The 13,407-nt window shown below is 47.5% G+C and carries 10 protein-coding genes; 6 read left to right on the forward strand and 4 right to left on the reverse strand.

Annotated elements, in window-relative coordinates:
- The first annotated feature begins 96 nt into the window (after positions 1-96).
- The 3 genes from C7B65_RS17880 to C7B65_RS17890 all read left to right on the forward strand — a co-directional run bounded on the left by C7B65_RS17880 (position 97) and on the right by C7B65_RS17890 (position 1,896).
- Positions 97-498, forward strand: coding sequence for a hypothetical protein (locus C7B65_RS17880; RefSeq protein WP_073072298.1), 402 nt, complete (start codon positions 97-99; stop codon positions 496-498).
- A 451-nt stretch (positions 499-949) separates the two neighbouring features.
- Positions 950-1,366, forward strand: a complete 417-nt coding sequence (locus C7B65_RS17885) for a helix-turn-helix domain-containing protein (RefSeq protein ID WP_073072300.1) — start codon at positions 950-952, stop codon at positions 1,364-1,366.
- Positions 1,363-1,896, forward strand: coding sequence for a transposase (locus tag C7B65_RS17890; protein ID WP_073072302.1), 534 nt, complete (start codon positions 1,363-1,365; stop codon positions 1,894-1,896). The genes C7B65_RS17885 and C7B65_RS17890 overlap by 4 nt, the downstream gene beginning before the upstream one ends.
- Positions 1,897-1,935: 39 nt before the next feature.
- Here C7B65_RS17890 and C7B65_RS17895 read toward each other — a convergent pair whose 3' ends face one another.
- Genes C7B65_RS17895 through C7B65_RS17910 form a run of 4 tightly spaced genes read right to left on the reverse strand, consistent with a single transcriptional unit; the run spans position 1,936 to position 2,804 of the window.
- Positions 1,936-2,205: a transposase gene (locus tag C7B65_RS17895; protein ID WP_073074436.1), complete on the reverse strand. Its 270-nt coding sequence runs from the start codon at positions 2,203-2,205 to the stop codon at positions 1,936-1,938.
- Positions 2,205-2,501, reverse strand: a complete 297-nt coding sequence (locus tag C7B65_RS17900) for a hypothetical protein (protein WP_143162054.1) — start codon at positions 2,499-2,501, stop codon at positions 2,205-2,207. Before C7B65_RS17900 ends, C7B65_RS17895 begins: the two co-directional genes overlap by 1 nt.
- Positions 2,467-2,595, reverse strand: coding sequence for a winged helix-turn-helix domain-containing protein (locus tag C7B65_RS29655; protein ID WP_397428393.1), 129 nt, complete (start codon positions 2,593-2,595; stop codon positions 2,467-2,469). Before C7B65_RS29655 ends, C7B65_RS17900 begins: the two co-directional genes overlap by 35 nt.
- Positions 2,565-2,804: a hypothetical protein gene (locus C7B65_RS17910; RefSeq protein WP_073072306.1), complete on the reverse strand. Its 240-nt coding sequence runs from the start codon at positions 2,802-2,804 to the stop codon at positions 2,565-2,567. The genes C7B65_RS29655 and C7B65_RS17910 overlap by 31 nt, the downstream gene beginning before the upstream one ends.
- A 203-nt stretch (positions 2,805-3,007) precedes the next feature.
- Here C7B65_RS17910 and C7B65_RS17915 point away from each other — a divergent pair, with 203 nt between their 5' ends.
- The 3 genes from C7B65_RS17915 (at position 3,008) to C7B65_RS17925 (ending at position 13,395) form a co-directional block, all read left to right on the forward strand.
- On the forward strand, positions 3,008-7,606 hold the full coding sequence (locus C7B65_RS17915) for a condensation domain-containing protein (RefSeq protein ID WP_181314428.1): 4,599 nt from the start codon (positions 3,008-3,010) through the stop codon (positions 7,604-7,606).
- Between the two features lie 17 nt (positions 7,607-7,623).
- Positions 7,624-11,535 carry a non-ribosomal peptide synthetase gene (locus tag C7B65_RS17920; RefSeq protein WP_083582956.1) on the forward strand — a complete coding sequence of 1,304 codons (3,912 nt, stop codon included), beginning with the start codon at positions 7,624-7,626 and terminating at the stop codon, positions 11,533-11,535.
- Positions 11,536-11,607: 72 nt separating this feature from the next.
- Complete coding sequence (locus C7B65_RS17925; RefSeq protein WP_073072311.1) at positions 11,608-13,395, forward strand: ABC transporter ATP-binding protein/permease; 1,788 nt, start codon at positions 11,608-11,610, stop codon at positions 13,393-13,395.
- Positions 13,396-13,407: the final 12 nt, after the last annotated feature.

Consider the following 13,407-nt stretch of genomic DNA (forward strand, 5'->3'; position numbering starts at 1 on the left):
GGTGATTGGACGGTTCATTAATCGCGTCATATTCGGATTCCCCATTTAGACACGAACAACACGTCTAGAACATTACCCAGTGGTCTAGCTTTAACGGTGAACCCCGTTCAAGCAGGTGTCCAAACCATTCAACCCGGACTGACCGCCGTTTCACCCACGGTTCAGTCACCCAGTCTGGCGCGGTTCACGGCTCCTCTGTTCCTCAACGGCTTCTGGCAAGGCAACATTCATGCGGCGGGCGATGATGCTTTGTCCTATCTGACTCTCAAGATGACGGGCAAGGATTCCACCTATCAAGGCACTTGGCAGCTAGAAGGACAGGACGGTCCGTTGCAAAAAGGCAGCCTCAGCGCGACCAAACAAGGCAACACCATCACCCTTAAGCTTGAGAAGTTCAGTGGTAACAAAGCCATTGTGCTCTCGGGAACGACGGGCGCAACCTCAATGACTGGAAAAGTTGTAGATACGAATCTTGTGTTCTCTTTTGTGAAAAGCTAAGCCTGATTTGTAGGCAGGCGAGACTGGACTGGCTGGGTTCAGCGGCGGGTGGACAAAATCAGGAGCAATGCGAACCGCTCTACCGAAGTGCGATTTCAAGTCAACGCTTTGTGATTGAGATCGCACGTTTAATCAGTTGATTTCCAGCCTAATTCGTGGAGGCAACGCCGATTCAATGCGGCAAGCGATCGCTGTAAATTCCGCCTGTGGGGTTCATCCTTTGTTTTGGGTCGATTGGGTTAGGGTAGGAACTAGTTCTCTAAAGCTCTGCCAATGGCTCACTTCAGCGATGCAGTCCTACCCTAACCCAGATAACTAGCGATCTCGGCTCAATGTCTGCTTACCCTATTTCATCCTCTGAGGCAGAGGACTCTTCCTGTCTACTCCCCAGCAGATACAGCAGTTTTCAAGTATGTGTAGTACAGTTAACTAGTCAGTGTCAATAGAAAAAATGCAGCCTTATTCCACCAGCTTCCGAGAAAAAGTTGTGCAAGCCTATCAAGTCGGGAACACCTCAGTTCGGAAGGTGGCGGCTCGATTTGATGTCAGCAAAGCCTTTGTCCAAAAGATGCTAAAACAACAGGAAGTAGCCGGACATCTTACCCCAGGCAAACCGGGCGGAGGCATGAAGGGTAAGCTAGCAGGGCGTGAGGTTCAGTTAGCTGAGATGGTAGAGCAACACCCCGATGCGACGCTGGTAGAATACTGTGAGTACTGGGGAGAAACCCACCAGCAATGGGTCAGTGCCAGTACAATGTGCCGAGCGTTGCAAAAGGCAGAGTTGACGCGAAAAAAAAGACTTTACGCAGCACGCAAGCCGCGGCTGAACGAGTCCAAAAGCTACGCAGCGAGTACTGGGAGCAAGTGAGCCAAGTTGCCCCTGAGAATCTGGTATTTCTCGATGAGATGGGGGTTTTGCTGGGATTGACGCGAACCCATGCGCGCAGTCCTCAAGGCACAAGAGTCTATGACCTCAAGCCGTTTTACCGAGGTGCGAAGGTGACGGTGATTGGGGCAATCTCACTTGATCGCGTGTTGGCGATCATGACCTTAAATGATTCAATGGACGGCAAGGCGTTTGAAGTCTTTATCCGACATTGTTTAGTTCCTCAGCTTTGGTCAGGGGCAGGGGTGGTCATGGATAATCTGCCTGCCCACCAGATCGCTTCCATCAAACCGCTGATTGAGTCAGTCGGAGCCAGCACCCTGAATTTGTCGCCCTACTCCCCAGAGTTTAATCCCATTGAACTTTGGTGGTCACAGCTTAAAGCGTTCTTACGACAGTTCTCTCCCACGACGACCAAAATGGTAGACACGCTCATTGCAACAGCTCTGCATTTGGTTAATCCTGAACACTTACGCAACTGGTTTGCAGACTGTTGTTACTGTACTTCATAAACCTGAAATGTGCTGTATCTACTAATACCGTTTCGCGTTCTAAGTCGTCATTTGGAGATGTGGAAAGTAGGTCATCGAACTGATTTTTTCAGGTAAGTCCATCAGCTCTTTTAAGCCTTTGCAAAGAGTATTGCTGACCGCATCTAGCGTCTCAAAGGCTCGATTGTAGAAATGTTTCTCTCGGATCTCCTCCCAAATATGTTCTGTTGGATTAAGTTCAGGACTGCGAGGCGGTTGAAAAATCAAGCGAATATTCTCAGGAATGAGCAAATCTCCAGAACGATGATAAGAAGCACCATCCACCTGCATCACCACGAAAAATCAGCAAAATCCTCAGCCCCTTGTTCAAGAAACAAATTCACCATAGCGGTGTTAGAAAACGGTGACCCCAATGCGCTCATTCGCCCCAAACTCGGTGCGACTGCCACAAACGCATATAGATTTTCGCGTACCCATTGTTGAGCAGCATCAGGACGGATTCCAGGTGCACACCAAGCTCGCATGACTTGTCCCCGCCGCCCAAATCGACCTTCGTCGGCAGCCAAAATTACCACAGGACGTTCATCCTCACTATCCCGGTCGGCTAGAGCGGTTCGCACCAGCATGGGAAAGTTTTTTAAATGTCTCTTGCGCTTGTTTGTCCCCAGCCGGGTGGTAGGGACGAGGCATCAGTTGACGCCATCCATGCCGTTCCAACAATCGATAAATGTGGGATGCACGCAGTCTTTGACCCGTTGCTCAAAGGCTTGATGAATCGTTTGAATGGTGGTCAACAATCCCTGAGCCGAATCGCTCAGGAAGGGTTCTAAAAACGCGATTTCCTCATCCCAACTGAGATAGTCGTTGCGTCGTCCTCCACGACCTGGGGTTTCCAGCGCTGCGGCACCCCAGGGGACAGGGTTTCTCAAGTAAAGTTTATTGAGAAGCTCTTTGGAATGAGTGCTTAACGGAACGCGAACGAAACACTTCGTTTGTCACTAAAAAGTATTTGCGACACAACCCCATTTCCCCTCTTACCCGACTAAAATATGAGATAAAAATGTATAACCCCTTGCAACAAAATAGAGGGCAGCCATCGGTGCTAAATCTGATCAAGCAGCAACTTATGGTTATGACCCAGCAATTAGATTTGCTACAGCAAATCCAGCATTCATCTGGTTCAGCTAATTGCAGTACTACCTCAACCGAGCGCCATACTGAGTCAAATCCAGGGGAGGAAGCCATTCATATTCCCCCTTCGCCAGGACAGCGCGACCTCTGGTTTTGGTCAAATCTAGGAGCAGATAAATCGTCTGCATACAATCAATCAGTGGTGATGCGATTGCGCGGTGAGTTGCAAATACCACTTCTAAAGGCAGCCATACAGACTGTAGTGGCTCGACGGGACGCTTTGCGAATAATCAGTATCAGTTCAGAAGAGCAAATTATTGCAGCAACCCTACAAATTGAGATTCCTTGCCTAGTTCTGCCTGAAGCATCAGAGAATGTTAAACAACAACAAATTGATGCCTGGTTGGAGGCGGTAACGTCTCAGCCATTCAACTTTAAGGAAGGGCCATTTTTTCGGTTGCAGTTGGCACAGGTGAATCATCGGGATTATCTGATGGTGCTGGTGGCTCATCATTTAATTGCAGATGGATGGTCGATCGAAGTGATCCTGCAAGAAGTTGCTGAATTGTATTCAACTTTATGTGTGGGCAGACAGGCGGATAAACCAAAACCTGTACAGTATCAGAGTTATCTAGACTGGCTGCTAACGCTGCAGACAAGCCAACAACTGGAGCAAGATCACGCCTATTGGTTAGAGGTTTGGAGTACTTCAATCCCAAAGCTCGTCTTACCCAGCGATTTCCTGAAACCCGCCAGAACTTACAACGGCGATCGTCAAACGCTGACGCTGAACAGTGCTGTTTATGAACAGCTAAAGCGGTTCAGTCAGACTCAGGGGACAACCGTGGTGATGACACTTCTGGCTGCCTGGACGGTCTTTTTATCCCGGCTGACGGGACAGGAACAATTGGTTGTAGGTATTCCGACGGCGGGACAACTGCTAATGGGAGCCAGAGATTTGGTGGGACACTGTAGTTCGCTGTTGCCGATCGTCAGCAACCCACGCTGGGATCTGGAATTTACTGAGTTTCTGGCATCTGTCAAAAAAACCTTGTTTGATGCCCACGAACACCAGCGCTACTTTTTCATCGACCGGCTCAGTCAGGTACACCCGCAGTCCGTCACTGCCCCTCAGGTGACAACCCTGTTTAATATTGACAAGATGATGGACATCCCAAAACTGCATGGGCTGGATGTAGCGTTAATGCCAAGCCCAGTCCATTTTGCAAAATTTGATCTCAGCTTGAACAGTATTCAGCATGACGATCAATTTGTTTTAGATTTTACCTACCGCACCGACTTATTTGATCCTCAAACTATCCGTCACTGGTGTCATGCTTTTCTCACATTGTTAGCAGGTATCCTGGCTTCTCCTGAAAGTCGATTATATCAACTGCCCTTGGTTTTACCTGAAGACCATCAAACGTTCTTTTCAGATGTTGATTCAGTGCAAGATGTTGAGCCAATTCATCAGCAGTTTGAGCGCCAGGTGAGTCAGAACCCTGATGCGATCGCGGTTACAGTTGGGGATGAATCTATTTCCTATACAGTGTTAAATTACCGAGCAAATCAACTAGCACGGTATCTAAAGGCTCAGGAAGCTGCACAATCACACGTTACAGTGTATCTGCAACATCCCATCCAACTCGCGATCGCAGTGTTGGCGCTATTCAAGGGTGGAATGAGTGTAACTTTGATTAATCCTGGGCTTAGTGCAGAGGCAATCCGGATGGCAACGGATGAATGGGTTGAGGGTTTGCTCTTGACCGAGGCATCATTGATCACGGCTTTAACCGAGGGCAAGTCACATTCAGGCACTCATTTAGTCGCTATTGATGATGATTGGTCAATAATTTCAACCCATAGTAGTGAAAATCTCCAGCCTATTAATTCAGAAGGTTATATTGACTTCTTGTACGCAACGGCATCTACTGAGATTGATCGCCTGCAACTGAGTTATCTTGCTGTTTGCCGTCACATTGCAGGTCTGCAAAAACTGCTTCCTCACACGAGCCGCGATCGCATCTCCATCTTCAACCAGTTTGAGAGAGAAGATTTTGCCATTTTTGACTTTTTGTTATCGAGTTTGACAGTTGGCGCGTCTCTTAACGTCATCGCTTGGCAACAGATCTCTGATTCGGAAAACCTGGCTGCTTTTGCAGACAAAACCAGCACTATGATCGTGGCATCTTTGACAGACATGGTTGCATTGGCAAGGGCATTTTCAGTTAACCCAAAATTACTAATGGTAAGTAAGCCGCAGCAGTGGGTTATTTTTGACCAGGGCAAATTGGGATACGGATTAGTCAAGCAACTCTCTCAATGTCTGGATTGTCTGGGTCAACCTGTTGAGCTTTATTGGGTCTACAAACTTCCTGTCCTATCCTTAGTGGGGGCGGTCAAGCAACTGGTATCCCTCCCAGAGGAGCCGCAGGGCAACAGTCAAGCCGTTCCTCTAGGACATCCGATCGCTCAACTGGGGTTCTCCGTGCGCGATGCCTACGACCAAATTTTACCTGTAGGCATACCCGGGAAACTCTGTGTGGAATATCCCTCAGGGATGGCCATCCCAACAGGCGACAAGGCTCGTCTGCGCTTCGATCGCGGTATCGAAATTTGTGGCGATAAGGCGACCTCTCCCAGGGAAATTGAACTGACCCTTAGTCTATGTTCTGGGGTCAAAGAGGTTGTTGTTAGAGAAAGTCAGCCTCAAGGTGCTGATGCCGCGATCGAATTTCGTGTATACGTAGTCCTGACAAAAGCCGAGGGGCATGATCTTCAGAAAGTTGAGCAATTATTGAACAGCTTATTGTCTATCCCTGAGAGTTTTAGGTTGATTCAGGTGGAAACAATCCCACGGACTGCGTCCGGAGTGGTTGACTATTCAGCCTTGAGCGAGATACCAGGAGTGTCATTAACAGGGGTCGATTTTGTCGCTCCTGGGAATTCCACAGAAAAGGCGATCGCTCACTATATCCAACAGACGCTGGGAAAACCGTTGGTTAGTGTAGATGACAATTTTTTTGATTTAGGTTTATCAAGTTTGCAAGGAACTCAACTGATCTCCAGAATCCAGGCAGAATTAGCGGTAGACATCAGTCTGCGCGATTTATTTGAAGCACCGAACATTGCGAGTTTGGCAACCCGAATTAAAGATCGAACCACTCCACCGTTGCCGCTAATGCAGCCCCTACCAGAACCTGCTGATGCAGCAGGAATGCAGCCCCCCTTTCGAGATTATGACCTTTCCCCTGCCCAGCGCAGCCTCTGGCTTCATGCCCAACTGGACGAGAGTGAGATCGCCTATAACCTGTCTACGTCCTTACTGTTGGAGGGAGATTTAGAGATTACAGCTTTACAGCGATCGTTTCAGTCCATCGTCGCCCGCTATGAATCCTTGAGAACCACCTTTGTTCTGGTAGAGGAGGAACCCAGGCAACGGGTGCATGAGACGATGCCTGTTCCCCAAACCGACCTTGACCTCTCGGAAGCTGAGAATTCCCTGGAACTCGCTGGCAAGTATGGCTGGGAGGAAGCTCAGAAACCCTTTGATCTGGCTCAGGGACCGCTCCTGCGAACCCTGTTACTCAAACTGTCCGATACCCGACACATTCTGTTATTTACCACTCATCACCTTATTATTGATGGCTGGTCGCTCGATATTCTGGGGCGGGAACTCTTTAACTACTATGCCACCTATCGATCGGGTCAGAACTACCAGCCCTCCCCTTTAAGCATCCAGTACAAAGACTATGCCGCTTGGCACAATGCTCTCCTGCAAACCGATCGCTTAGTCAAACAACGGGCTTACTGGCACAATAAACTCTTGGGATCGCAACCTGCACTCAATTTACCAACGGATTTTCCTCGCCCATCCGTGCCCACATTCAAAGGCAGTGTGATGACTTTCACCTTCGATCCCGGACAAACCGCTGCCTTAAATCGCCTCAGTCGCAACTATGGTGCCAGCCTATACATGCTCCTAGTCACGGCGGTCAAAACCCTACTGTATCGGATCACTCAACAGACGGATATAATTGTTGGCACGACCTTTGCCGATCGCCCTCATCCTGATTTAGAGGAGCAGATTGGCTGTTTCATCAATCCGCTGATTCTGCGGGATATAATTGCCGTTAATCAAAGCTTTGTGTCGCTTTTGCATCAGGTCAGGCAAACGATCCTGGAAGCGCTGGAGAACACTTTGTATCCCTTCGATCTGCTGGTTAACGAACTGCAACAGCGGGATCTCAGCTTACAGGGATCGTCTCTGTTTGAAGTGCAAGTTGTAATGCACAACCATCCCCAAACGTATACCCAGGGAGATGGGCTGAAGGTGTCAATCGTTGAGAATATTGTACTGGCTAGCCGATTTGATTTAATCTTCAACTTTATCGAAAACGATGACCAACTGCAACTGGATATTGAATACAAAACGGATTTGTGGAAGCTTGAACGGATTGAGGTGATGAAAAACCGATTTTATGCCCTGGTCATAGATATCCTTGCCCATCCCCACCAGACACTGGATAATCTCAACATTCAGACTGCTTACGAAGAGTCAGCCGAAGAACCAGAACTGTTGTTTGATCTTGATTTTTAGGGAGTGATGAGCTTGCTATGGACATGGATATTCGCAGGGTTATTTCCGAAGATTTTTGGATCGACCAATTAAGAGGATTTGAGCCGCACGGGTTTATCCCCCTGAACCGCCAGCAGGATATCTCAGGCTCTACCCAGTCACACGTATCATCCTTTCCCCAACCGATTCGCGATCGATTAAATGAGGTCACGAAAGGAATACCAACTAATGCTTATGTGTTAATGGCGGCAGCCGTCGCGATTCTCCTGTCCAGATACATGAACACTCAGGATATCCTCATCGTTACGCCCAGGCTCCAAGTATCGCAAACAACCGGAAATCCTCACGCAGGCATCCTGTTTCTCAGACTTCCAGTGGTCAAAGACGGAACCATCCGAAATTTGCTCCAGATCATTCAGACTACCGTCACTCGTGCGCACAAACATCAAGACTATGACCTTGAGGCATTACTGCGGCGATTGGGTGCAGAGGGTCGCAATCCAGATGCTTTGTTCCAGGTTGGGTTTAGCTACTCGGCACTGAATCAAAATCATTCGTTTGACGACAAGTTAACCCTGCGATTTCAGATTGAGGAATCCCAGATTGGAGAATCCCAGAAGCAATACACTCTAGCGATCTCCTACAATGATGAAATTTTCAACGAGGCATTCATCAACCAAATAGCTGCTCACCTGTTGCGAATTTTAGCGTGTGTTGTGTGGCATCCCGATCGGGCGATCTCAGCCGTCGAACTGTTATCTGAGGCGGAACGGAATACACTCTTAGAAACCGTCAACGCCACTCAAACATCCTATCCTCAGCAAAAGCCAGTGATTGATTGGTTTGAGGAGCAAGTTGAGCGTAGCCCAGACGCAATCGCCATTGTTTGTGAACAGTGCTCTCTGACCTATCGAGATTTAAACCAACAGGCTAATCAGGTCGCCGCTTATCTCCAAACTCAAGGAGTGGAGCCAGAACATCGAGTTGGGTTACTCCTGACCCGCTCAGAGTATTTGATCATCGCCATCCTGGGGGTGTTGAAAGCTGGGGGCGCTTACCTGCCCATCGAACCGGAATTTCCCCTGGAACGTATTCGCTATATGGTTGCCGATAGTGATTGCCGAATTATTTTGAGCGAAGCCAGTCAGCAGAATAAGTGGGCTGTGGGGGCAGTGCAAGTGACAGACATCCGGGAACTTCCCCTGGCACCTGCAACCCATCTCACCCGATCGGGCGATCCCCACCAATTAGCCTATCTGATGTATACCTCTGGCTCTACGGGTTTACCGAAAGGAGTGGCGATCGAACACCGCAGCTTAATGAACTACCTTTACTGGGCCAGCGAATACTACTTTGAGCAAAACCCTGACCGCGGCAATATGGCTTTGTTTACCTCACCCGCCTTTGACTTGACAGTAACGACCATCTTCCTGCCCCTCTTACGGGGAAAAAAGTTATATATCTATCCAGATAATTCACCCGAAGTCGTTTTAGAAACTTGTTTTCGAGAGGATAGTGAAATCGATGCGATTAAGTTAACGCCTTCTCATATCCAAATCCTGAACTATATTCCAGTTACCCCCAGCAATATCGAAGTGGTGATTGTGGGGGGTGAGGAATTAAAACCAACGCACATTCAGTTACTAAAAGAGCGCAACAACTCCATACGAATCTACAACGAGTATGGCCCGACAGAAGCAACGGTAGGATGTACGATCGTGGAAGCTAATCCCGAAAAAATTACCATTGGCACCGCGATCGCCAATAGCCAAATCTATATCTTAGATGAAGACTGTCAACTTCAGCCTCTGGGAGTAGCAGGGGAAATTTGCATTGGTGGAAATGGCTTGGCAAGAGGGTATTGGAACCGGGAAGAACTGACACAAGAACGATTTATTGTCCATCCGTTTTATCCAGGAAAGCGAGTTTACCGGACTGGAGATTTAGGGCGGTGGTTGGACACGTTGGAGTTGGAATATCTGGGACGAAAAGACAGTCAGGTGAAAATCCGAGGCTATCGGATTGAATTGCAAGAAATTGAGCAGCAACTTTTAGCATTTAGCCAGATTCATGATGTTGCAGTGGTGACGAATGATTCCTCAACAGATCCGGAATTGATTGCTTATGTTGTAGGTTCAGGAGAACTGAATCTGGAGCAGGTGCGATGCCAGTTAAGTGAAAAATTACCTGCTTATATGATTCCCCAACAGATGATCCGTCTAGAGCGGTTGCCCCTAACCGCGAATGGTAAACTCGCTTGGCGATCGCTTCCCAAGCCTGAACAACTCAAGCCGTCTTCCACCCCGGACTATGTTGCACCCCGCGATCAACTGGAAGCGCAACTGGTAGAGATTGGAGCTGAAGTGCTCAAGCAAGACAGAATCGGCATTAACGATAACTTACTTACCCTGGGAGCCAATAGTTTAAAGATCATTCAAATTGTCGCTCGCGTGCGTCATCGCTTAGGCGTGGATCTCAACTTAAAAGAAGTCTTTGCCAACCTCAGGATGAGAGAAATCGCTGAACTAGTGCGCGTCAAGCAACCACTGCAACTACCTCCCATTGAGCTAGTAACCCCCGCAGAACATTATGCTCTTTCTCAGTCTCAACGGCAGTTTTGGACATCAGCGCAGATAGGTGCGGCGATCGCCTACAATATCCCTGGGGCTGTCGTGTTAGAAGGTTCCCTGAATCGGCAAGCCCTGCTGAAAGCATTTCGTTCCTTGGTTGAACGGCATGAAGTCTTGCGAACGACGTTTATCTGCGTCGATGGTGAACCCAGACAGTGGATTAGCCCGGATAGCAATTTTTGGTTAGAAGAGCGTAATTTGACTGGGGAGGCAGAACCATTCAAGAGCGCCCGATCGTGGATAGAGAAAGCAGCCACGCTACCGTTTGACCTGGAAAAAGAAACGCTGTTGCGCGTGTATCTGTGGCAATTAGCACCCATGCGGCATCTGTTGTTGATCAACACCCACCACATTATTTTTGATGGTTGGTCTATTGGATTGCTGTTGCAAGAGTTGACTACGTTGTATGAAGCCTATCAAAATGGGCAAGACAATCCACTGCAACCTCTGGAATTTCAATATAAGGATTATGCAACTTGGCAGAATACCTTCTTGAATAGTCACCAGGCGCGGGTGCATCAAGCCTATTGGCAACAAAAGTTACAAGACCTTCGCCCCTTAGATTTGCCTACCGACTATCCGAGATCGACCCTGCAAACGTTTCAAGGAGCCGTTATACCCTTGAACCTGTCTACCCAATTAGTCAAGATGCTGGAGGAATTTAGCAAGCAACACGAAGTCAGTCAGTTCGCGATCGTTCTAGCGGTGATCAAGGCGTTGCTGCATCGTTATACGAGCAAAGCAGATATTATTGTGGCCACCCCTGTTTCCGAGCGAACTCAAGCAGATTGGGAAACTCAAATTGGTCTTTATCTCAATACCGTTGTGTTGAGAGATCATGTTAGCGGACAAGACCGATTTGTCGATTTGCTGCAACGAGTAAAACAGACGGCTCTAGACGCTTTCATACACCAGATTTATCCCTTCAATAAATTGGTACAGGAGTTACCGATTCAGCGAGATCTGAGCCACAATCCTGTGTTTGATGTTGGGTATACCTGGATGGATGAAATTGGTTCTCAGATCGAGCAAATCATCCTTTCTCACATCAAGGTTACCCAAATTCCTCTGGAGCATGAGCAAAAGACCGCCGTCACGGATTTATGGTTTTATTTTGAAAGCCGTGGTGATTGCATTGCAGGTTACTTGACCTACAATTGCAATTTGTTTCGGGAAGAAACAGCCCATTTTATCAACCAGGCATTGATTAAAATCCTGGAGCAAGTACTTAACAATCCAGAGCTAGAAATTAACGTACTGAACCTTGCAGATGAGGTCGAAATGACTAAAGCGCAAATCACTGTGGAGCTAAATTTATAGGGGTAAGGAGGGAAGGGATAAGGAGAGAAGAGGGAAGAAAACAGAGGGAAGAAAACAGGAGAGAGGAAAAGGATGAATGTATTTGAAAGTGAGTTCTGGCAGCAATTTTTAGCCATAGCTAAACCTTACTGGTATCCATTCAACAAAGAGGTCGATGAAGCGGGCAATGAAGTTGTCAATAGACTAGATAATGAAGCGAGTAGGAGCTTTCTAGAACTGTTGTGGTCTTGGTCGATTTTGGCTCTACTGCTGTTTTTGCTGGTTTTGTTCAATGTCATCAATGCCTACGGTAGCTATGTCAATAGAGATTTGATAGATGTACTTGAACAGAAGGATTTTACAACCTTCTTTGTCCTGTTGTTGATTTATGCCAGTCTGTTTTTAGCGATGACACCAATTCTGGCTTTTTCTCAATACTTAAGAAAAATCCTCGCGCTTGACTGGTATAAATCGCTTACTAATTACATCTCAAACAAGTATTTTCAGGATCGGTCTTATTATCAAATTAATTTTCAGTCGGAAATTGAAAATCCCGATCAGCGGATATCCCAGGAAATTGAGCCAATTCCCAGCATGACCCTCGAAATTGCGATCGTGGTGATTGCCAAAGTTATTGAGATCATTGCATTTCTGGGAATTATTTGGTCAATTTTTCCCTTAGCCGCGCTGGGGCTGATTGCTTATTCCATCTTGGGTAACGTTTTCATCATTTTTCTGAGTCAACAAATGACGAAGATTGATGCCGACAAACTTGAAAGCGAAGCCAACTACAGCTATTGCCTAACTCATTTTCGCAACAATGCTGAATCGATTGCTTTTTTTCAAGGCGAAGCCCAGGAAGCGCGGTTAATCAATCAGAAATTTACTAACGTGATTCAAAATTCTGAGAGTTTGATTGGTTCGCAGCAGAGTCTAGAATTATTTGCGATCGGCTATCAGTCTTTTCTCTATGTATTTCCGTTTGTGACGGTAGCACCCTTATATTTTTACGGTCAGATTGAATTAGGAGAAGTGTCTCAAGCCAGCATTGCTTGTGCTCAGTATGCGGGTGCGCTATCAGTGATTGTGCAACAATTTGGTAATTTAGGTCAATTTGTGACTCTTGCGAATCGTTTATCTGCTTTCTTAGATACTTTAGACGCAACCAAGAGCCAACAGCAACCAGTCAGTACAATTGAAACGGTGGAAGCAGACCGTCTCGCGCTCGAAAATGTCAGCCTGCAAACTCCCAACTATGAGCGGGTTTTAATCCAAGATTTGTCAGTCTCAGTGACTCCTGGGGTGGGATTACTGATCGTCGGCCCTAGTGGCTGTGGCAAAAGTTCGCTGTTACGGGCGATCGCGGGGTTATGGAATGCAGGTACAGGTCGTCTGCTGCGGCCAAACCTGGAAGAGATATTATTTTTGCCTCAACGCCCTTACATGATTTTGGGAACCCTGCGCCAGCAGCTTTTATACCCGAATAGAAATCGTCAAGGGGTTACAGATCCGGAACTGGAACAAGTTCTGCAACAAGTCAACCTTCAAGACCTGCCTGCAAGAGTCGGTGGTTTTGATGCCGAAGCCTACTGGGAAAATGTTTTGTCTTTAGGCGAGCAACAGCGCCTCGCCTTTGCACGAACCCTGGTCACTCGGCCTCGTTATATCATTTTAGATGAGGCAACGAGCGCCCTGGATTTAAACAACGAGGATAGTCTCTATCAGCAGTTGCGCCAAACAGGAACAACCTTTATCAGTGTGGGACATCGACAAAGTTTGGTGAACTATCATCAGTTCGTTTTGGAACTCTCACGAGATACTAGCTGGCGGCTGCTTCCAGTGGAAGATTACCAAAGCAACGCCAGCACTTGGGAATCGTGAACATCGCCTCCT

The sequence above is a fragment of the Phormidesmis priestleyi ULC007 genome (assembly GCF_003003695.1).
GTDB classification, from domain to species: Bacteria; Cyanobacteriota; Cyanobacteriia; order Leptolyngbyales; family Leptolyngbyaceae; genus Phormidesmis_A; species Phormidesmis_A priestleyi_A.